Origin of the sequence: Streptomyces sp. 135 (assembly GCF_020026305.1) — a bacterium.
Taxonomy (GTDB): Bacteria; Actinomycetota; Actinomycetes; order Streptomycetales; family Streptomycetaceae; genus Streptomyces.
Genome location: NZ_CP075691.1, coordinates 5,330,154 through 5,349,463, shown reverse-complemented (window position 1 = coordinate 5,349,463; position 19,310 = coordinate 5,330,154). Strand labels below are relative to the sequence as shown.

Sequence of the window (19,310 nt, the reverse complement as noted above, 5' to 3'; positions counted from 1 at the left end):
CGCCCGGCGAACTCCGGCCCGGCGAAGTCCCGCCCCGCACGATCCCCGCCCCCTCATCCCATCGCCTCCCTCGTGTCGAGTACGTCGGCGGTCCGCGCCACCCCGTACGCCGGCGGCACCGGCTCCCCCGCCCCATACAGCTTGTCGGCGGTCTCGCGTGGCAGCGGCAGGTGTTCGAAGCGGCCGCGCACGACGCGGTCGGCTCCTACCGGGTGCGGCACGAAGCGGGTGACCGGGGCGATGCGGAACTGCTGGCGCCCGTGCGAGACGAGCAGCACGATCTCGGAGATCTTGCGGGAGCCGTCGCTGTGCCGGGCGAGCTGGATGACGACGTCGACGGCCGAGTTGATCTGGTCCTTCAGCGCCTCGAAGGGGATCTGCACCTCCGACATGGAGCCGAGGGTCTGGAGGCGCATGAGCGCGTCCTCCGCCGTGTTCGCGTGGACGGTCGCCAGCGAGCCGTCGTGGCCCGTCGACATCGCCTGGAGCATGTCGAGGGTCTCGCCGCCGCGGACCTCGCCGACGATGATGCGGTCGGGGCGCATGCGCAGGCTGTTGCGGACGAGGTCGCGGATGGTGATCTGGCCCTTGCCCTCGACGTTGGCGGGCCGGGACTCCAGGCGCACGACGTGGTCCTGCTGGAGCTGGAGTTCGGCGGAGTCCTCGATGGTGATGATGCGTTCGTGGGCGGGGATCAGGCCGGAGAGCGCGTTGAGGAGGGTCGTCTTGCCACTGCCCGTGCCGCCGCTGACGATGAGGTTGAAGCGGGCGCGCACGAACGCGGCGAGCAGCATCAGCATGTGCTCGTCGAGCGAGCCGAGGCCGATCAGTTCGGAGAGCGTGTACGCGCGCGGGAAGCGGCGGATGGTGAGGGTGGCTCCGGTCAGGGCGAGCGGCGGGATGATCACGTTGACGCGCTCGCCGGTGGGCAGGCGGGCGTCGACCATGGGGTTCGACTCGTCGACGCGGCGGTTGACCGTGGAGACGATGCGTTCGATGGTCTGCATCAGCTGGTCGTTGGAGGCGAAGCGGAGCGGGAGCTGCTCCACGCGTCCGCCGCGCTCCACGAAGACGGAGTCGGGGCCGTTGACCATGATCTCCGTGATGGAGGTGTCGGCTAGCAGCGGTTCCAGGACGCCGAGGCCGAGCGCCTCGTCCACGACGCGGCGGATCAGCTGGGCGCGCTCGGAGGTGGAGAGGACGGGGCCCTCGCGGCTGATGATGTGGCCGAGGACGCGCTCCAGGCGGACGCGGCGGTCCGCGGCCGTGAGCGAGGACATCTCGGCGAGGTCGATCTCCTCCAGGAGCTTGGAGCGGTAGACGGCGACGAGGCCGTCGTCACGGCTCGGCTCGCTCTGGTGGATGGGGGCCACGCGGTCGCGCAGGCTCATGGCGTCCTTCAACCTCCTTCGTACGTCGGTGACTTCAGCCGCTTCCGACCGCGGTGGCGTCGTCGTCGTTGGGCATGGTCGCTTCCTTGGTGACGCTCCAGCCGCTGCCCACGAAGGGCAGCAGGAGCGGTACGTCGACCTTCACCGTGGCGGTGGTGGTGTCGCCGCCCCCGCCGACCGTGACGGAGGAGCTGAGCCCGCCGTCCATGGCCGCCGCGCCCGCGGCCTGCCCGGATTCGCCCTGCGAGGCCGCGCGGGCCGCCGCGCGGGCGCCGGAGCCTGCCTGGTTCGCGGCGTATCCCACGAGGCCCAGCTGGATGGCGGCGAGGCCGACGAGCAGCAGGACCGGCAGGAACCCGGCGAACTCCAGGATCGAGACGCCGCGGTCGTCCCAGCGGCGGCCACGGCCACGGCTCCGGCCCCGGCCCCGGCCCGCGAGGAACCTCGGCGCCCTCACCCGTCCTCCCCCTCCTTCGCCGCGCCCGCTTCCCCGTCGACGCGCCACCCCGCGTCGAAGCCGGGGAAGAACACCGGCACGTCCACCGATACGTGGGCCTTCCACACCGGGCCCTCGTCCGTGCAGGACACCTCCGCGTCCTGCCAGGCGGCCGGCAGATGCTCCTTGGCCGCCTCGGAACAGGCCCCGGCGCCGCCCTCCCCCACCGCGTACGCGGCCGTGGCCGCCCGGGCCGCCTCGTCCGCGGCGTTCCCGGCGAGGGAGTACGTGTAGCCGTACAGCGCGCACTGCCACAGGATCGCCATGACGGCGAGCAGCAGGGGGAACATCCCGGCGAATTCGAGTGTGACGGCGCCCCGGTCGCCCGTCGCCGCCCGCCGCCGCAGGCCGAGACCGGCGCGCTTCGCCGCGCCCGCGGCCTTGGCGTCGACGAGGCCGATCTCGCCCGCGAGCGCCCACAGCGCCTGTTTCACCGAGGAGCGGCTGTCGAGGTCCTGCACGCGGCCCGCGTCGACGGCGGCCTGGAGCTCCTTGAAGGCGGCGGGCACGGTGGTGCGGGCCACCCGGGTGCCGGTGACGCGCTCGACCAGGGACGGCTGGATCTCCGTGCCCTTGCCGTGGCGGTTGACGACGGTGAGGGTCTCCTCGGCCTTGCGGATCTGGAGGCGGTCCCAGAGGCGCACCATGCGCTTGCCGGCCCGTACCGCCACCACGTCGGGGGTGAGGAGCAGCAGGGCGTGGTCGGCGAGTTCCACGGCGGCGGCGCTCGCCGCGGTGACGTAGGCGCCGCAGTCGACGACCACGACGTCGTAGCGGGCGCGCAGGGCGCCGAGGATCTGGCGGGCGACCCGGTCGGTGACCTCCTCGCCGCGCTCGCCCTCGGCGGGGGCGAGGAGCATGGCGATGCCGGTCTCGTGGGTGTAGACGGCGTCCTGGAGGACGCGGGGCGTGATGTCGGTGATGGCGGCGAGGTCGGCGACCGAGCGGCGGAACTGCACGTCCAGGTACGAGGCGAGGTCCCCGGACTGGAGGTCGAGGTCCAGGAGGGCGACGGAGCGGCCCGAAGCCTGGGCGGCGAGGGCGAGTTGCGCGGTCGCCAGGGTCGTCCCGACGCCGCCCTTCGCCCCGCTGACCGCGACGACCGTACCCATGCCGCCGGGCGCTCCCGGGGCGCCCGTGCCCCCGTACAGCTCAAGGCCGCCGCCGCTGCCGAGGTGGCGCCGCATCCCGGAGGACCAGGCGGCGGCCGCCTGGACGCGCTCGGCGAGGGCGTCGTAGGCGAGCGGGAGGCCGACGATGCCGCGCGCGCCGGAGTCCATGGCGGCCGTGAGGAGGCCGGGGCTGGTGTCGGCGGTGATCAGGACGACGCCGACGACGGGGAAGCGCAGGACGAGGTCGCGGATGAGGTCGAGCGCGGGGACCGGCCCGATCCGCTCGTGGACGAGGACGACCTCCGGAAGCTCGTCGACCGACTCGGCGGCGAGCCGCGCGAGGGTGTCGAGCAGCGCGGTGGAGTCGCCGACGGGCAGGGCGGGTTCGGCGTCGGGCAGCTGTCCGGTGAGGGTGGACAGCGCGCGGGCGGCCTCGATGTCCCCGACGGCGGGCAGGATCCGAGTGGCCATACGGGACCTCCTACTTGTCCTCGTCGAGGGAGCACGTGCGGCCCCGCGGTGACCTGACCGCCTCCGGCGGCCCGGCGGTCTCCGGTGCCCCGGCCGTCCCGGGCAGCCCGGCCGTCCCCGGCGGCCGGGCGGTCTCCGGTGACCCGGCCATCCCCGGTGCCCCAGCCACCCCCGGCGGCGGCGCTCCCGGCACCCGCCCCGCCCCCGCCGACACCGACGCCGCCCCCAACCCCGACGCCGGCACCGACCGCATCCGAGCCGTCACGACGCCCCCAGCTGCGAACAAGCTCCACGTGGCCATACGAGACCTCCTACTTGTCCTCGTCGAGGGTGTACGTGCGATCCCGCGGCGGCACGGTCGGGTCGCCGCCCTCGCCGATGAGGGCGAGGCGGACATGCGTGGCGAACGACTCCGCGTAGGCGACGCGCTGTGCGTCCGCCGTGCCGAGGGCGAAGGTGATCGGGACGGCCTCGGAGGCCCTGCGGCGCGTGCGGTCGTCCTGGTCGGGTTCGAGCGGGGTCAGCTTGCCGACGTCGAGCACCTTGGCGCCCTCCACGATGACTTTCGACTGGTCCTTCGCCTTGTCGGCATCGCCCTTGAAGGTGGCGTAGATGTTGACCGTCGCGCCGGGCGTGATCTTGCCCGCGACGCCCGTCGCCGCGTCGATCATGATGGCGATCTCCTGCTGCCCCGGGCCGAGTTCGGGCCGCTTCACGATCATGTCGGACTGGAGCAGCGAGCCCTTGCGCAGCTGGGTGACGGCGATCTTGCCGCGGATCTCGCCGAGGTCGGTGACGGCGTTCTCGGACAGCCACCGCTCGGGCATCTCGACCTTCTCGAACTGCCCGGCGGTCAGCTCCTTGTAGGGCGCGATGTCCCCTTTGAGCTTGTACGCGGCGACCTCGGGGCCCACCTTCGAGTTCACGTCACGGATCACCGAGAGGACGCCCGCGAAGGCACCGAAGGCGCACAGGACCGACAGGACCAGCAGGATGACGCCGCGGCGCTGGCGTGAGTTCATGGGCCGGACTACCTCGATCGAGTGCGGTTGGCTACGGACAGTGAGCGAAGTGGCGCATGATCGGTCGTCGGGTCGCGTACGGGTCGGGAGTGCGGGTTAGGTCGTGCCTCGGGGCAGGGCGGTCGTGCCGCGCGCCGCGAGGGCGCGGTCGGGGGCGGGCCGGTCATCGGGGGCGGCGGGCAGCGGCGCTGCGCAGAACGCGCAGCGGTCGCCGATGAGTTCGAGCCCGCACCAGTGGCAGTCGTCGCGGCGGACGGAGGACACCAGCTGGTAGAGGACGGAGATGTCGGGGATGGCGGCGGCGAACTCGACGAGCTTGCCGGTGGCCCACCAGCGGGCCGACTCGGCGGGCAGGCGCGCCTCGGCGACGCCTTGGACGTGCCACGCGGGGGCCAGGGAGTCGGTGACCCAGCCGGGTGCCAGCCGGCCGGGCGCGTACAGCATCCTCGTACTGAATCCCGGACCGGTCAGGCCCGGCCCGTCGCCGCCAGGGAGCTTCACCAGCTCGGGCCTGGGCGTGGCGAGGACCGCGAACTGGGCGCCAGGCAGCCAGGACTTGGCGTGCGACTGGAGGGTGACGGGCACGCGGTCGAGCCGGGTGACGGAGCCGAGCAGGGCGCCCGCGTAGATGTAGTGGGAGAGGAGCCGGGCGGCGGAGGCGAGGACGCCGGGGCTGAAGTCGCAGACCGACAACTGCCGTAACTGGAGCGCGAGTACGGCGAGCCCGAGCGGCGGCAGCTCGGAGCGGACGACGGCGATGCGGTCGCTCTCCAGGACCGAGCGGACGGCGTGGAGCCGGTGGGCGACCGCCGCGGGCGCCGACGCGGGGCACAGGACGATCACGTAGCCGTGGTGCTCGATGAGCGTGTCCATCTCGGTGAGCGCCTGGTCCAGCGAGTACGCCCGCGGGGACCGCACGGCGCACTGGAGGACGGCGGCCGAGGGGGTGTGCCGGTCGGGCGAGGGCAGCACGAGATCGGGGCCGGTGACGGCTATGGCGGTCGGCAACGCGTACACCCCCGGTCCTCGTGCACTCCTGCCTCAGCACCATATCCACGTCATGGGTGCCTCAACACCCAACTTCCCCGTGTTCATGCGGAGGTGGGGAGTCCTCTGCGGCCACTCGTCCGGGCATCCGGTGATGCTTGAGGCCTTGACAACTCAATTGGTCTGGACCAGCTTGTACGACCAAGCACCAGCGGTGGCCACCGTTCCGAAGCACCTCTCCCCCCACCGGAGGCAGCAGTGGACCGCACACCCCCCAGGAGAAGGCCGGGCGCCGTCGCCGGCGCCCTCACCGCACTCGCCCTCGCCGCCACGGGCCTGTTCACCGCAGGAGCCGCGACCGCCGACGCCGGGACGCGCGCCGTCCCCCGCCACGCGGTGACCGGCTACTGGCAGAACTTCGACAACGGCGCCCAGGTGCAGAAGCTGAGCGCCGTGCAGAACGAGTACGACATCATCGCCGTGGCCTTCGCCGACGCCACCGCGACCCCGGGCAAGGTCACCTTCAACCTCGACTCGGCGGGTCTCGGCGGTTACACCGTCGAGCAGTTCAAGGCCGACATCAAGGCGAGGCAGGCGGCGGGCAAGTCGGTGATCATCTCGGTCGGCGGCGAGAAGGGTGCGGTGACGGTCAACGACGCGGCGTCGGCCGGCGCCTTCGCGGACTCGGTGTACGCGCTCATGCGGGAGTACGGCTTCGACGGCGTCGACATCGACCTGGAGAACGGCCTCAACGCGACGTACATGACGCAGGCCCTCAAGTCCCTCTCGGCCAAGGCGGGGCCGGGCCTCGTGCTGACGATGGCGCCGCAGACCATCGACATGCAGTCGCCGTCGAACGCGTACTTCAAGACCGCGCTCGCCGTGAAGGACATCCTCACGGTGGTCAACATGCAGTATTACAACAGCGGTTCGATGCTGGGCTGCGACGGCAAGGTCTACAGCCAGGGCACCGTCGACTTCCTCACCGCGCTCGCCTGCGTGCAGCTGGAGAACGGCCTCGCGCCCTCCCAGGTCGGCCTCGGCGTCCCCGCGTCGCCGCGCGCGGCCGGCGGCGGATACGTCGCGCCGGACGTCGTGAACAGGGCCCTGGACTGCCTGGCGAAGGGCACCGGCTGCGGCACCTTCAAGCCGTCCAGGACGTACCCGGCCATCCGGGGCGCGATGACGTGGTCCACGAACTGGGACGCCACGGCTGGGAGCGCCTGGTCCAGGTCGGTGGGCGCGCACGTCCACGGCCTGCCGTAGCCGTGGCCGGCCGATGAGGACCGCAGCGCCGCCGCTCCCCCGGCGGCGCTGCCGCGCCCGGCCACGACCGCGCCTACGCCTACGCCTACGCCTACGCCTAGAAGAAGCTGCCCCAGTCCTGGTCCGAGATCTGCTTGATGCACAGCACGAGGAACAGCAGGCCCGCGATCGTCAGCATGCCGTTGCTGAGCCAGCCGTTGCGCCACTCCCTGGGCGTACGGGAGGAGTTGAGCAGCCAGACCAGGGTGAGCGCCAGGAACGGCATGAAGGCGGCGCCGAGGACGCCGTAGATGATGATGAGCCGGAACGGCTGCCCCTGGAAGAGCAGGATCATCGGCGGGAACGTCAGCCAGAGCAGGTAGGCGCGGAAGGGCACCGACTTCTCGCGGGCGCCGGAGGCCACCTCCTCGCCGCTGAGCGAGGCGGAGTCCGCGCCCGCCCGCTGCTTGCGGTAGCGCTCGACGAAGTCGGCGAACATCAGGCTCACGCCGTGCCACACGCCGATCAGCGAGGTGAACGACGTGGCGAAGAAGCCGATCAGGAAGAGCTTGGCGGTGGCGGTGCCGTACTCCTTCTCCAGGATGCCGGAGAGCTGGACGAGGCCCTTGTCGCCGCTGGCGATGGCGACGTTCGCGGAGTGCAGGAGCTCGGCGCCGACGAAGAGCATGGCGACGACGAAGACGCCGGTGGTGATGTAGGCGACGCGGTTGTCGAGCCGCATCACCTTCATCCAGCCGGTGTTGGTCCACCCCTTGGCGTTGACCCAGTAGCCGTACGCGGCGAGGGTGATCGTGCCGCCGACGCCGCCGATCAGGCCGAGCGTGTTGAGGATGGAGTCCTTCTCGTCGGGCAGGACGGGCAGCAGTCCGGCGAAGGCGTGCCCGAGGTTCGGGGTGACGCGGATCGCGAGGTAGACGGTGACGACGAACATGATGCCGACGAGCACCGTCATGACCTTCTCGAAGACGGCGTACTTGTTGAACCAGACGAAGACCAGGCCGACGAGTCCGGTCAGGATCGCCCACCACTTGAGTTCCATGACGTCGGGGAAGAGCGCCTGGAGGGGCAGCCCGGACGACGACATGGCGGCGGCGCCGTAGACGTACCCCCAGATCACGACGTAGACGACGAAGAACCACGTCGTCCAGCGGCCGAGGCTCGCCCAGCCGTCGAAGAGGGTGCGCCCGGTGGACAGGTGCCAGCGCCCGGCGGCCTCGGCGAGCGAGATCTTCACGACGCAGCCGATGACGGCGGCCCACAGCAGGGTGTAGCCGAAATTGCTGCCCGCGATGAGGGTCGCGACGAGGTCGCCCGCGCCGACGCCGGTCGCGGCGACGACGATGCCGGGGCCGATGTACTTCCAGCTCGACTTGCGCGGCTGGGGTGCCGACGCGTCGGCGGTGGTGCCACTGCCTGTGGTTTCAGCCATGCCGATCAAGAAAGCGCATCGCGGCGTGCCGCACAAGGGGGTTGGCCGAAGAAGGCCGTTGACGGGAGCATGCCATGCCCCGACGATGAGGCGGCGTACCACGCACCCCGAACCCGCATCCCGCACCCCACGCGTCGCACTGAACCACCCCCCACCCCTGAGGAGACTTCATGCGACTCCGCATACGCGGCAGGAGATCCGCCGCCCTCGCGGCCCTGCTCGCCCTCGCCGTGGCGGCACCTCTCACCGCCAACGCCGCACCGGCCGATCCGGCCGGACGCGGCACGGCGGCGACGGCGGACGACACCGAAACGACACGGCAGTACGAGATCCCCCTGGCCGACGACCGCGCCGCGCGCACCGCGCTCGCGCGCACCGGCGTCGCCATCGACGAGGTCGACGCCCGCGCGGTGGTCGTCTCGGCCGACGGCAGGGAGGCCGCCCGGCTCCGAGCGGCGGGCTACGAACTGAAGGCCCTGGCCGGCCCGCCGAAGCGTACGGACGGAAAGGCGGTGGAGCCGAAGGACTTCCCGCCCGCTGACGCCAGGTACCACAACTACGCCGAGATGACGGCGGCGATCGACCAGCGCATCGCGGCCCATCCGAACCTGATGAGCAAGCGGGTCATCGGCAAGTCCTACGCGGGCCGGGACATCGTCGCCATCAAGATCAGCGACAACGTCGCCACCGACGAGGCCGAGCCCGAGGTCCTCTTCACCCACCACCAGCACGCCCGCGAGCACCTCACGGTGGAGATGGCGCTGTACCTGCTGCGCGAGCTGGGCGACGACTACGCCACGGACGCCCGGGTGAAGAAGATGGTCGACTCCCGCGAGATCTGGATCGTGCCGGACATGAACCCGGACGGCGGCGAGTACGACATCGCGACCGGTTCCTACCGCAGCTGGCGCAAGAACCGCCAGCCCAACAGCGGTTCGACGAGCATCGGCACCGACCTGAACCGCAACTGGGCCTACAAGTGGGGCTGCTGCGGCGGCTCGTCCGGCTCCGCGGGTTCGGACACCTACCGTGGCCGCGCCGCCGAGTCGGCCCCCGAGGTCAAGGTCGTCGCGGACTTCGTACGCAGCCGGGTCGTCGGCGGCAAGCAGCAGATCAGGGCGGCCATCGACTTCCACACGTACAGCGAGCTGATCCTGTGGCCGTACGGCTACACGTACGCCGACACGGCCGCCGGCCTCACCCAGGACGACCGTGACGCGCACGCGACCGTCGGCAGGAAGATGGCCGCGAGCAACGGCTACACGCCCGAGCAGGCGAGCGACCTCTACATCACGGACGGCTCGATCGACGACTGGCTGTGGGGCGCGCAGAAGATCTTCAGCTACACCTTCGAGATGTACCCGTCGTCGGCGGGCGGCGGCGGTTTCTACCCGCCCGACGAGGTGATCGAGCGGGAGACTTCGCGGAACCGTGACGCGGTGCTGCAGCTGCTGGAGAACGCGGACTGCATGTACCGGTCCATCGGCAAGGAGCAGCAGTACTGCACGAGCTGACGGCTGACGGCTGAGGTGCCGCCTGCCGCGGCCCCGGGGCCCATTGGAGGGGCCCGGGGTCGCGGCGTCGGGGTGCGGCTAGCGGTGCCCGTACGCCACCCCCCGCCGTACCGCACCGTCGCCCACGTCCGCGTACCCCCGCCCGGTTCCCGCGCCTCGCCGAAGCCCCAGTCGCCCTCGCGCCCGCGTCACGCAGGCGAGCAGCCGTAGTGCCGCCCGGCGGCGGGCGTCACAGGCGGCGGCGAGGCGGGGGCGCGTGTGGCGGGGGTGGCTGTCGTAGGCGATGACGCGGAGTGTGCCGTCGCGGAAGCGGAGGGAGAGGTATACCTCGGGCGTCGCGCTGAACGTGCAGGCGGCGGCCGTCAGTTCGGCCACGGCCTGGGTCGCCGGGTCCACCAGCGCGGTCAGTCCGTGTGCGGTGAGCACGGTGCGGGTGAGGGTGCGGGCGATCGTCGGTGACGTGAGGGCCGAGGGCAGGGTGAGGCTGTACGCGAGGGTGTCGGGAGTCGCGGCGGAGGTGTCGGTCCGGGTGGGGCAGACGGTGATGCGGGGCATGGGGGCTCCATGGAGTGACTGGCGTCGGACGTCGGGCGGCCCCCGGCTGCGGGTGACTCGTCTCCCTGACGCGAACCCCACCCCTCCCAGGGAAGAAGGACGAGGGCAGGCCCGCGCGATGCGCTGCCGACTGCCGTGCGTAGCTTTGTGTTACCGAAGGCAGGCCTCGCACCATCGCCCGTGATCTCTAGGAGCGACCCGTGCCCGGCATCAACTGGGACGACCCCTTCTGCGGGGAAGGCAACAACTGCTTCCGCATAGGCACCGACCCCGCAGGCAACGCCTACATCGCCGTCGCGGGCCAAGAGGACCACTACCTCACCGACACCCGCGAAGCCCCCCGCACCCTCATCCACGACATCAAGGCCGGTAAAGCCGACCACCTCCTGTAACAGCTCCCCGCCGCACAGGTGAGGGTCCGCGACGAGACTTCGTCCGGACCCTCACCTGCACGAAAGCGGCATACTGCCGGCATCGCTGACGCTACTGTCAGAATTTGCACACACCCCGCCATACGGCAGGCAGGAGGAGAACCCTGTGGCCGACGCGCCCGCCCCACCCCCGGACCACACGCCTTCGCCGACGGACACCGTCTCCGTCACCCTCACCTACACAGGCGACCAGGCCGAAGCGCTGCGCACCCTCGCGTTCCTGGAAGGACGCACCCCGGAAGAAGTGGTACTGGACCACGTCGCCCGTGGCGTTCCCCTCGCCTTCCACTCCCCTCTGGGTGAGGACGCCGATGCGATGGCCGCGCTGACACAGGCGATGTTCGACGGTCCGCCCGACCTTGCGACCAACTCCGCCAAGGATTTGTTCGAGGACGGTGCCGAGTAAGCCACCACGCGTTCGCCGTGGCCGACACCTCGGTGCTCCTCGCTCTCTACAACCGCGAGGACGATCACCACGAACGCGCAGTCCAAGCGGTCTCACACGTCAACAGGCTCGTGGTGTCACCCCTGGTCCTCGCCGAACTGGACTACCACCTCACGACGAAGATCAGCGGCACTGCCGCAGCGGACACGCTGACCAGTCTGCGGGCGTGGGCAAGCACGGACAGGCTGAAACTCGCACCCATGACCTGGCCTCTCCTCAGCCAGGCCGAACAGCTGATGCGCAAGTACTCCGATCAAGACGCCACCGGTCTGACCGACGCCGTCAACGCCGCTCTGGCATGGGCCCTGCCGCAACCCGTCGTGCTGGCCCTTGATCACCACTACCGGGACGTCATCGCGCCCCGCACCGCGAACGACCAACCTCTCCACGTGCTGCCGTGACGCTGGCATGAGGGGCACATCGGCAGTTACTTCGAGCCCGTCCTACACGAACAGGCTCACCACCGCCGCCACCGCGAATCCCGCCACGGAAAGCACCGACTCCAGGACCGTCCACGTCTTCAGGGTGTCCCGCTCGCTGATGCCGAAGTACTTCGCCACCATCCAGAAACCGCCGTCGTTCACGTGCGAGGCGAAGATGGAGCCCGCCGAGATGGCCATGATGACGAGGGCGACGAAGGCCTGGGAGTAGTCGCCCTCCGCCAGGAGCGGGGCGACGATGCCCGCCGTCGTGACGATCGCCACCGTCGCCGAGCCCTGGGCGACCCGCAGGACCAGGGAGAGCAGGTAGGCGAGGACGATGATCGGCAGGCCCACGTCCTGGAAGGTGTCCGAGAGGGCCGCGGCCACGCCGCTCGCCTTGAGGACCGCGCCGAAGATCCCGCCCGCGCCGACCACCAGCAGGATGTTGCCGACCGGCTTCAGGGACGAAGTCGACACGCGTTCAAGGGACTTGCGGGACCAGCCGCGCCGGATGCCCAGCAAGTAGTACGCCATCAGGAGCGCGATCGTGAGGGCGACGAAGGGGCTGCCGAAGAACTCGATGACCGACCGGAGCGTCGAGGGGTCGAAGGCGATCGAGGAGAAGGTGGCGAGGAGGATCAGGAACAGGGGCGTGCCGATGATGGTGAAGACGACGCCCAGCGGCACCGGCTTCTCCTGCGGGGTCACCCCCGCCGCCCGCTGCTCGGCGACGACCGCCGCCTTCGCCTCGTCGGCCGCCTCGACCATGTCCTGCGGAACGGGTACGAAGATGCGCTTGCCGACCCACGCCGAGTACACCCAGGCGGCGAGCACCGCAGGGATGCCGCAGACGACGCCCATCAGGATGACCCAGCCGAGGTCCACCTTGAGCAGACCGGCAGCGGCCACCGGGCCCGGGTGCGGGGGCAGGAAGGCGTGGGTCATCGACAGGCCGGCGAGGAGCGGGAGGCAGTAGAGCAGGATCGACTTGCCGCTGCGCTTGGCGGCGGCGTACACGATCGGCGCGAGGACGAAGATGCCGACGTCGAAGAAGACCGGGATGCCGAAGATCAGGCCGGTGAGGCCCATCGCCAGTGGAGCGCGCTTCTCGCCGAACAACCCCAAGAGCCGCGACGCCAGTACCTCGGCCCCGCCCGACACTTCGAGGATCGCGCCGAGCATCGTGCCGAGGCCGATGATGATCGCCACGTGCCCGAGGATGCCGCCCATGCCCGACTCGATGACCGAGACGGCGTTGGACTTCTGGACCGTGCCGAAAAGTTCGGTGACGGAGAGGCCGGCCGAGAGGCCGACGGCTATGGAGACCGCGAGCAGCGCCACGAAGGGCTGGAGCCGGACCTTGATGATCAGGAAGAGCAGCAGGACGATGCCGAGCGCGGCGACGGTCAGCAGGCCCGCCGTGCCGTCGATCAGGGCGAGGACGCCACCCGTGTGGGGTGGCGGCTCTACGGCGGGGGCGGCCGCGAGCACGGCGGTGTGGGACGGGGACATCGTTGACCTCGTAAGTGCATGGGGCTTTCGGAGCAGGGGGGATCGCGGCACGGCGCCTCCGCGAACGGGAAGGGCGCCGCGCCGTGACGACGTACGGCTTGCCGGCGAGTGATGGCGGGTGTCAGCCGAGGACGGCGAGCGCGTCGATCTCGATGAGCAGGCCCTTGGGCAGGCCCACGTAGACGGTGGTGCGGGCCGAGGCGGGCGCCTTGAGGCCCTGCTCCTCGAAGTACTCGTTGTAGATCTGGTTCATCTCGGCGAAGTGGTCCACGTCCGTGAGGTAGACGCGCATCATCATCACGTCGTCCCAGGTGGCGCCGCCCTCTTCGAGGATCGCCTTGACGTTGGCGAAGGTCTGGAGGGTCTGCTCGCGCAGGGTGGGGCCGGCCGGGGTGGGGGCCTTGCCCTCCTCGGCGGGGAGGAAGCCGACCTGGCCGGCGACCTGGAGGATGTTGCCCTTCCTGACGCCGTGGGAGAACTTCGCGGGCGGGGTGGTGTGAGTGGCCGGGGTGAGGGCCGTCTTCACGGTGTTGCCGCTGTTGTCGGTGTTGCTGGTGTTGCTGGTGTTCTCGGGCATGAGGTGTCCTTCAGGCTTCTTTCAGGGGGGCGTGGCCGGAGTACTCCCGGCTGATGGCTTCCGCCGTACGGCGTACGAGCGGGAGCAGTGCGAGGAGTTCCTCGGCGGTGACGACGACATTCGGCGCGGAGACCGACATGGCGGCGACGACGCGTCCGTCCGCGCCGCGGATGGGGGCCCCGACGCAGTTGATGGACTCCTCGTGGCCACCGAGGTCGGTGGCCCAGCCCTGTTCGCGCACCTTCTCCAGCTCCCGCAGGAAAGCCGCGGCGTTGGGTGTGGAACGGGACGTGTAGGTGGGGTAGTCGAGCTTCTCCGCGAGGGCGCGGCGCTCGGCTTCCGGGAAGTCGGCGAGGAGGAGCTTGGCGACGGCGGCGACCGTGATCGCCACCGGTTTGCCGATGCGCGAGTACATGCGCACCGGGTAGCGGCTCTCGACCTTGTCGATGTAGAGGACTTCTCCGTCCTCGTGGACGGCGAGGTGCACCGTGTGGCCGCAGCGTTCGTTGAGGGCGAGGAGGTGGGGGTGGGCGATCTCGCGCACGTCGAGGTTCTCCACGGCCTCCTGCGCGAGCGCGAACAGCCGTGCGCCGAGGCGGTAGCGCTGGTCGGACTGGCGGAAGACCAGGCCGTGTTCGTGGAGGGTGCGCAGGAGCCGGAGCGCGGTGGACTTGTGGACGCCGAGCCGGTCGGCGACCTGCCCCAGGTCGGCGGGACCTTCGGCGAGCAGCGGCAGGATCGAGAGCGCGCGGTCGACGGTCTGGCTCATGGGGTACGTACCTCCTCCTCGGCCCCGCCGTGCTCTTGGGCGTTCGCCGTCCAGCCGGGGCCGAGACGAAGTGTCTCCCAGGCGGCGTCGTCCAGGGCGGCGAGGCGGTCGGCGTGTGCGCGGGCGGGGGGCGTCGCGAGGTCGCCGGGGTCGGTGAGGGCGGCGGCGGCCATGAGGTGGCCGTGGCGCAGCCGCCGCGCGGCGGGCAGGCCGCGCAGGGTGGCGGAGAGGAACCCGGCGGCGAAGGCGTCCCCTGCGCCGACGGGCGCGACGACGTCGACGTGCAGGGCGGGCTGGAAGACGGGGTCCTCGCCGTGTCGGAAGAGGGTGGCGCCGCGGCTGCCCTGCTTGACGACGAGGATGGCGGGTTCGGGCAGGGCGGCGCGCAGGGCGTCGGGGCCGCCGGTCACGCCCCAGGCGGTCGCGGCCTCGTCCTCGCCGACGAAGACGAGGTCGGCGCCGCGCGCGAGGCGGAGCAGGACGTCGGGGCCGGTGGTGGCGTCCTTCCAGAGGCCGGGGCGGTGGTTGACGTCGAAGGAGATCAGGGGGGCGTGGGCGCCGCGGTCCGGGCGCCGGGTGCAGAGGTGGCGTACGAGGTCGAGGCAGTCGGCGGAGAGAGCGGGGGTGATGCCCGACAGGTGCAGGACGCGGGCGGCGGTGAGCGCGTCCTCGTCGACGGAGCCGCGTGCCATGGCGGAGGCGGCGGAGCCCGCGCGGTAGTAGACGACCTCGTGGGCGTCGGTGTCGCGGTCGTCGGCGGTGCGGAAGTAGATGCCGGTGGGGCGGTGCGGGTCGCGGCCGACGGCGGAGGTGTCGACGCCGTAGCGGGCGATCGTCTCGACGAGGTGGTCGCCGAAGCCGTCGGCGCCGACGCGGCTGACCCAGCGGGTGGTGTGTCCGGCGACGGCGAGCGCGCACAGGACGTTCGACTCGGCGCCGCCGATCCCGCGGTCGAAGGAGGGCACGTCGGCGAGGCGGCCGGGGCGGGCGGGCCGGAAGGTGACCATGGACTCGCCGAGTGCCACGACGTCCACGATCGCCTGCGCGGCGGCCTCCGGGACGGCCTTTGCGGCTGCCTGTGCGGTCACGATCTCCAGCCCTTCAACCGTCTGTCCGGATCCGTTGACCCGGGGTTGGCTCGGATGTTAGACAGCAGTCAGCGACATACGCAATGACTGTTGCAGATGCTGCAACGCACCACTGGAGGAGGCGCCCATGGCCGCCGACAACCCCGCCGACAACCCCGCCGCCGACCGTTCCTCGGACGCATCGAACGCCGGTCCGCCGGCTGCCGATCCGCTGGCCGCGCTTGCGGACGAGCGGATCGACCACCGCTTCAAGGGCCTCCCCCCGGACGCCGACGGGCTGACGGTCGGCGAGCTCGCGGCCCAGCGCAGGAACCTCTTCACCGGCGGCTTCACCACCCCCGTCCTCGCCCTCTCCGCCGAGCGCCTTGAGCACAACCTCGCGCTCATGGAGACGTACGCCGAGCGGCACGGCCTGGCCTTCGCGCCGCACGGCAAGACGTCGATGGCACCGCAGCTCTTCGCCCGGCAGATGGAGCGCGGAGCGTGGGGCATCACGCTGGCGGTGCCCCATCAGGTGCGCGTGGCACGGGCGTTCGGCACCTCGCGGATCTTCCTCGCGAACGAGTTGGTCGACGCGGCGGCGCTGCGCATGGTCGCCGCCGAGCTGGACGCCGATCCGTCCTTCCGCTTCATCTGTTACGTCGACTCCGTACGCGGCGTCGAGCTGATGCACGCCGCGCTCAGCGAGGCGGGCGCGAGCCGGCCCGTCGACGTCGTGCTGGAACTGGGCGCCGGTGACGAGGCGCGGACCGGCGCGCGGACCGAGGCCGAGTGCTTCGAGATCGCCAACGCCGTCGCGGGCGCCGACACACTGCGGCTCGTGGGCGTCGCCGGGTACGAGGGCGAGGTGCCGCGGGCCACCACGGAGCGGGTCACGGCGTGGCTGCGGCGGCTGACCGCGCTGGCCGTCGAGCTGGACAAGGCGGGGCGGTTCGCGGATCTGCCGGAGGTCGTGGTCAGCGCGGGCGGCAGCGCGTGGTTCGACGCGGTGGCGTCGGTCTTCGCGGAGCTTCCCGAACTGTCCGTGCCGGTGCTGAAGTTGCTGCGCTCGGGTGCGTACGTCTCCCATGACGACGGTCACTACCGGCATGTCACGCCCTTCAACCGCGTCCCGCAGGAGGGTGCGCTCGAACCGGCTCTCCGGCTGTGGGCGCAGGTGGTGTCGAAGCCGTCCGCCGAGCAGGCGTTCGTCAACGCGGGGAAGCGGGATGCGGCGTACGACCTGGATCTGCCCGAGGCGCAGGTCGTGCGGCGCGATGGTGTGGAGCGGGCGGCGGCCGGGGTCACGGTGACGGGGCTCTCCGATCAGCACGGGTGGGTGCGGACGGGGCCGGAGGCGGAGCTGGCCGTGGGGGACTGGCTGGGGATGGGGCTTTCGCACCCGTGCACGGCGTTCGACAAGTGGCAGCTGATTCCTCTGGTGGAGGCGGACGGGACGGTCACGGAGTACATCCGTACGTTCTTCTGAGGGGCGGTGAGAGGAACCCGGCGGTATCCCCTTGCCCGTGGCTCCTCTCCCACCCACCCGCGCGAAACCCGGCGGCCACCCCCTGAACCGCCGCTCCGCGACGGGCGGGTGGGGAAGCAATCCGGCCGAAGGCCGGGAAAGAACCACCCACACCCAGCACCCGCCAAGCAACCCCCGCCCCCGCGGGGGCCACCCGCACCCGCCAACACCCCCGCATGGGCGGGCGGGTGGGAGACCAATCGGCCGAAGGCCGCGAAGAACACCCACCCACAACCGTCACCCGCCGAACAATCCCCGCCCCCACAGGGGCCACCCGCACCCGCCAACGAACCCGCACGGGCGGGCGGGTGGGGAAAGCAATCGGCCGAAGGCCGGCGGAAACCCACGACAACCGAGAGAGGCCCCCCATGGACCTGGTGATCCGAGACGCCCGCGTCATCGACGGCACCGGAGATGCCTCCTACCGCGCAGACATCGCCGTACACGAGGGCAGGATCACCGGGATCCACCGGCAGGACGAGACCGGCGGCGGCCCCCGCCCCACCGCCGCGACGACCCTGGACGCCGACGGCCTCGCACTCGCGCCCGGCTTCATCGACATGCACGCCCACAGCGACCTCGCCCTGCTCCGCGACCCCGCGCACACCGCGAAGGCGGCCCAGGGCGTCACCCTGGAGGTCATCGGCCAGGACGGCCTGAGCTACGCCCCCGTCGACGACCGCACGCTCGCCCAGGTCCGCCAGGCCATCACCGGCTGGAACGGCGACGGCGGCGACATCGACTTCGACTGGCGCACGGTCGGCGAGTACCTGGACCGCCTGGACCGCTCGCACGGCGGCCACGGCATCGCCGTGAACGCCGCGTATCTCATCCCCCAGGGCACCGTCCGCATGTACGCGATGGGCTGGGACGACCGCCCCGCCACCCCCGCCGAGCTGGACCGCATGAAGCAGCTCGTCGCCGACGGCATGAGCGAAGGCGCCGTCGGCATGTCGTCGGGCCTCACCTACACCCCCGGCATGTACGCCGACGACTCCGAGCTCACGGAACTCTGCGGGGTGGTCGCCGCCCACGGCGGCTACTACTGCCCGCACCACCGCAGCTACGGCGCCGGCGCCCTCCAGGCGTACGAGGAGATGGTGCGCCTCACCCGCACGGCGGGCTGCCCCCTGCACCTCGCCCACGCGACGATGAACTTCGGCGTGAACAAGGGCAAGGCCCCGGATCTGCTGGCGCTCCTCGACGACGCGCTCGCGCAGGGCGCGGACATCACCCTCGACACGTACCCCTACACCCCCGGCTGCACGACGCTCGTGGCGATGCTGCCGAGCTGGGCGAGCGAGGGAGGGCCGGAGGCGATACTCGCGCGCCTCCGGGACGACGCGACCGCCGAGAAGATCCGCCACCACATGGAGGTCATCGGCGCCGACGGCTGTCACGGCGTACCCATCGAGTGGGACACCATCGAGATCTCCGGTGTCTCCGACCCGGGGCTCGCCTCCTGCGTCGGCAAGACGATCGCCCATTCCGCGGCCCAGCGCGGCGAGGAGCCGTGGGTCACCGCCCGGCGCCTGCTCATCGACGACCGCCTCGGCTCGACGATCCTCCAGCACGTGGGCCACGAGGAGAACGTCCGGGCGATCATGCGCCACCGCGTGCACACGGGCGGCAGCGACGGCATCCTTCAGGGCTTCAAGCCGCATCCGCGCGCGTACGGCACGTTCCCGCAGTACCTCGGGCGCTACGCACGGGAGTTGGACGTCATGTCACTCGAAGAGACCGTTGCCCACCTCACCTCGCGCCCCGCCGCCCGCCTCCGGCTCCCCGACCGGGGTGTCGTACGTGAGGGATACCGCGCCGATCTGGTCCTGTTCGACCCCGAGACCGTCGCGGCGGGCTCCACCTTCGAGGAGCCCCGCACGCTTCCCACCGGTATCCCGCACGTCCTGATCGACGGCCGGTTCGTGATGCGGGACGGCCGGCGCACGGACGTCCTCGCGGGACGCGCCGTACGCCGGACTCCCTGAACCGGCCGCCTGGGCTAGACGAGGGACGTCGGCCAGGCCTGCGGCACCGGCTCGGTGACGACGGGCTCGGGCGCGGGCGCGGCACGGCAGGTGAAGCCGAGGCCGCTGAGCGCCCGGGTCACCTCCTGCGCCGAGAAGTCGCGGCGGTCCTGACGCGTGATGACTTCCCCGACCTGCTTGACGGGGTAGTGGCGGCGGCCGATGATCACGGACTCGCCGGTGACGGGTTCGGGCTTGACGCCCTTCATGGCCTGCTCGACCTCACTCTTGAACAGGTCGAAGGGGAAGCGGGCGATGACGCAGCGCATGGTGCCTCACAAGGAGCGGG

19 protein-coding genes are annotated in these 19,310 nt (G+C 71.4%); 7 read left to right on the top strand and 12 right to left on the bottom strand.

Annotated elements, in window-relative coordinates:
• Positions 1 to 53: 53 nt before the first annotated feature.
• The 5 genes from KKZ08_RS24315 to KKZ08_RS24295 all read right to left on the bottom strand — a co-directional run bounded on the left by KKZ08_RS24315 (position 54) and on the right by KKZ08_RS24295 (position 5,500).
• The gene (locus KKZ08_RS24315) at positions 54 to 1,391 is read right to left on the bottom strand and encodes a CpaF family protein (RefSeq protein WP_223776466.1); all 1,338 of its coding nucleotides are present in this window, start codon (positions 1,389 to 1,391) and stop codon (positions 54 to 56) included.
• Between the two features lie 34 nt (positions 1,392 to 1,425).
• Positions 1,426 to 1,848 carry a TadE/TadG family type IV pilus assembly protein gene (locus KKZ08_RS24310; protein ID WP_223776465.1) on the bottom strand — a complete coding sequence of 141 codons (423 nt, stop codon included), beginning with the start codon at positions 1,846 to 1,848 and terminating at the stop codon, positions 1,426 to 1,428.
• Positions 1,845 to 3,470 (bottom strand): TadE/TadG family type IV pilus assembly protein, encoded by a 1,626-nt coding sequence (locus tag KKZ08_RS24305; protein WP_223776464.1) that lies wholly within the window; start codon positions 3,468 to 3,470, stop codon positions 1,845 to 1,847. The genes KKZ08_RS24310 and KKZ08_RS24305 overlap by 4 nt, the downstream gene beginning before the upstream one ends.
• Before the next feature lie 311 nt (positions 3,471 to 3,781).
• Entirely contained in the window at positions 3,782 to 4,492 is a 711-nt protein-coding gene (gene cpaB / locus KKZ08_RS24300) for a Flp pilus assembly protein CpaB (protein ID WP_223776463.1), read from the bottom strand.
• 96 nt (positions 4,493 to 4,588) lie between these two features.
• Positions 4,589 to 5,500: a hypothetical protein gene (locus KKZ08_RS24295; RefSeq protein WP_223776462.1), complete on the bottom strand. Its 912-nt coding sequence runs from the start codon at positions 5,498 to 5,500 to the stop codon at positions 4,589 to 4,591.
• A gap of 237 nt (positions 5,501 to 5,737) precedes the next feature.
• Here KKZ08_RS24295 and KKZ08_RS24290 point away from each other — a divergent pair, with 237 nt between their 5' ends.
• The gene (locus KKZ08_RS24290) at positions 5,738 to 6,745 is read left to right on the top strand and encodes a chitinase (RefSeq protein ID WP_346657891.1); all 1,008 of its coding nucleotides are present in this window, start codon (positions 5,738 to 5,740) and stop codon (positions 6,743 to 6,745) included.
• Positions 6,746 to 6,842: 97 nt separating this feature from the next.
• Here KKZ08_RS24290 and KKZ08_RS24285 read toward each other — a convergent pair whose 3' ends face one another.
• On the bottom strand, positions 6,843 to 8,174 hold the full coding sequence (locus KKZ08_RS24285; protein WP_223776461.1) for an Nramp family divalent metal transporter: 1,332 nt from the start codon (positions 8,172 to 8,174) through the stop codon (positions 6,843 to 6,845).
• Between the two features lie 170 nt (positions 8,175 to 8,344).
• On the opposite strand from KKZ08_RS24285, the gene KKZ08_RS24280 reads away from it, so the two are divergent.
• Complete coding sequence (locus tag KKZ08_RS24280; protein ID WP_223776460.1) at positions 8,345 to 9,688, top strand: M14 family metallopeptidase; 1,344 nt, start codon at positions 8,345 to 8,347, stop codon at positions 9,686 to 9,688.
• A 78-nt stretch (positions 9,689 to 9,766) separates the two neighbouring features.
• Here the strand turns inward: KKZ08_RS24280 and KKZ08_RS24275 are convergent, their stop codons facing one another.
• A complete protein-coding gene (locus KKZ08_RS24275) occupies positions 9,767 to 10,243 on the bottom strand; it encodes an ATP-binding protein (RefSeq protein ID WP_320590089.1) in 477 nt (158 codons plus the stop codon).
• A gap of 200 nt (positions 10,244 to 10,443) precedes the next feature.
• On the opposite strand from KKZ08_RS24275, the gene KKZ08_RS24270 reads away from it, so the two are divergent.
• The 3 genes from KKZ08_RS24270 to KKZ08_RS24260 all read left to right on the top strand — a co-directional run bounded on the left by KKZ08_RS24270 (position 10,444) and on the right by KKZ08_RS24260 (position 11,520).
• Positions 10,444 to 10,635, top strand: coding sequence for a hypothetical protein (locus KKZ08_RS24270; protein ID WP_223776459.1), 192 nt, complete (start codon positions 10,444 to 10,446; stop codon positions 10,633 to 10,635).
• Between the two features lie 145 nt (positions 10,636 to 10,780).
• A complete protein-coding gene (locus KKZ08_RS24265) occupies positions 10,781 to 11,080 on the top strand; it encodes a hypothetical protein (protein WP_223776458.1) in 300 nt (99 codons plus the stop codon).
• Between the two features lie 17 nt (positions 11,081 to 11,097).
• Entirely contained in the window at positions 11,098 to 11,520 is a 423-nt protein-coding gene (locus KKZ08_RS24260; protein WP_223776457.1) for a PIN domain-containing protein, read from the top strand.
• A 42-nt stretch (positions 11,521 to 11,562) separates the two neighbouring features.
• Here KKZ08_RS24260 and KKZ08_RS24255 read toward each other — a convergent pair whose 3' ends face one another.
• From KKZ08_RS24255 to KKZ08_RS24240, 4 genes are all read right to left on the bottom strand, one after another.
• Entirely contained in the window at positions 11,563 to 13,053 is a 1,491-nt protein-coding gene (locus tag KKZ08_RS24255) for a gluconate:H+ symporter (protein ID WP_223776456.1), read from the bottom strand.
• Positions 13,054 to 13,174: 121 nt separating this feature from the next.
• Complete coding sequence (locus tag KKZ08_RS24250) at positions 13,175 to 13,630, bottom strand: RidA family protein (protein WP_223776455.1); 456 nt, start codon at positions 13,628 to 13,630, stop codon at positions 13,175 to 13,177.
• Between the two features lie 10 nt (positions 13,631 to 13,640).
• Positions 13,641 to 14,399, bottom strand: coding sequence for an IclR family transcriptional regulator (locus KKZ08_RS24245; protein ID WP_223776454.1), 759 nt, complete (start codon positions 14,397 to 14,399; stop codon positions 13,641 to 13,643).
• Positions 14,396 to 15,487, bottom strand: coding sequence for a sugar kinase (locus KKZ08_RS24240; protein ID WP_223776453.1), 1,092 nt, complete (start codon positions 15,485 to 15,487; stop codon positions 14,396 to 14,398). The genes KKZ08_RS24245 and KKZ08_RS24240 overlap by 4 nt, the downstream gene beginning before the upstream one ends.
• A gap of 127 nt (positions 15,488 to 15,614) precedes the next feature.
• Between KKZ08_RS24240 and KKZ08_RS24235 the strand changes: the two genes are divergently transcribed.
• Positions 15,615 to 16,955 (top strand): amino acid deaminase, encoded by a 1,341-nt coding sequence (locus KKZ08_RS24235; protein WP_223776452.1) that lies wholly within the window; start codon positions 15,615 to 15,617, stop codon positions 16,953 to 16,955.
• A gap of 407 nt (positions 16,956 to 17,362) precedes the next feature.
• Positions 17,363 to 18,982 carry a D-aminoacylase gene (locus KKZ08_RS24230; protein ID WP_223776451.1) on the top strand — a complete coding sequence of 540 codons (1,620 nt, stop codon included), beginning with the start codon at positions 17,363 to 17,365 and terminating at the stop codon, positions 18,980 to 18,982.
• 14 nt (positions 18,983 to 18,996) lie between these two features.
• On the opposite strand, the gene KKZ08_RS24225 is transcribed toward KKZ08_RS24230, so the two are convergent.
• Positions 18,997 to 19,290 carry an SCO5918 family protein gene (locus KKZ08_RS24225; RefSeq protein WP_223776450.1) on the bottom strand — a complete coding sequence of 98 codons (294 nt, stop codon included), beginning with the start codon at positions 19,288 to 19,290 and terminating at the stop codon, positions 18,997 to 18,999.
• Positions 19,291 to 19,310 lie beyond the last annotated feature (20 nt).

Excerpts from the sequence above, each read along its gene's own strand:
- KKZ08_RS24245 (WP_223776454.1), bottom strand. The coding sequence starts at position 14,399 with ATGAGCCAGACCGTCGACCGCGCGCTCTCGATCCTGCCGCTGCTCGCC.
- KKZ08_RS24315 (WP_223776466.1), bottom strand. The coding sequence starts at position 1,391 with ATGAGCCTGCGCGACCGCGTGGCCCCCATCCACCAGAGCGAGCCGAGC.
- KKZ08_RS24225 (WP_223776450.1), bottom strand. The coding sequence starts at position 19,290 with ATGCGCTGCGTCATCGCCCGCTTCCCCTTCGACCTGTTCAAGAGTGAG.
- KKZ08_RS24275 (WP_320590089.1), bottom strand. The coding sequence starts at position 10,243 with ATGCCCCGCATCACCGTCTGCCCCACCCGGACCGACACCTCCGCCGCG.
- KKZ08_RS24285 (WP_223776461.1), bottom strand. The coding sequence starts at position 8,174 with ATGGCTGAAACCACAGGCAGTGGCACCACCGCCGACGCGTCGGCACCC.
- KKZ08_RS24250 (WP_223776455.1), bottom strand. The coding sequence starts at position 13,630 with ATGCCCGAGAACACCAGCAACACCAGCAACACCGACAACAGCGGCAAC.
- cpaB (WP_223776463.1), bottom strand. The coding sequence starts at position 4,492 with ATGAACTCACGCCAGCGCCGCGGCGTCATCCTGCTGGTCCTGTCGGTC.
- KKZ08_RS24255 (WP_223776456.1), bottom strand. The coding sequence starts at position 13,053 with ATGTCCCCGTCCCACACCGCCGTGCTCGCGGCCGCCCCCGCCGTAGAG.
- KKZ08_RS24305 (WP_223776464.1), bottom strand. The coding sequence starts at position 3,470 with ATGGCCACTCGGATCCTGCCCGCCGTCGGGGACATCGAGGCCGCCCGC.
- KKZ08_RS24280 (WP_223776460.1), top strand. The coding sequence starts at position 8,345 with ATGCGACTCCGCATACGCGGCAGGAGATCCGCCGCCCTCGCGGCCCTG.
- KKZ08_RS24230 (WP_223776451.1), top strand. The coding sequence starts at position 17,363 with ATGGACCTGGTGATCCGAGACGCCCGCGTCATCGACGGCACCGGAGAT.
- KKZ08_RS24235 (WP_223776452.1), top strand. The coding sequence starts at position 15,615 with ATGGCCGCCGACAACCCCGCCGACAACCCCGCCGCCGACCGTTCCTCG.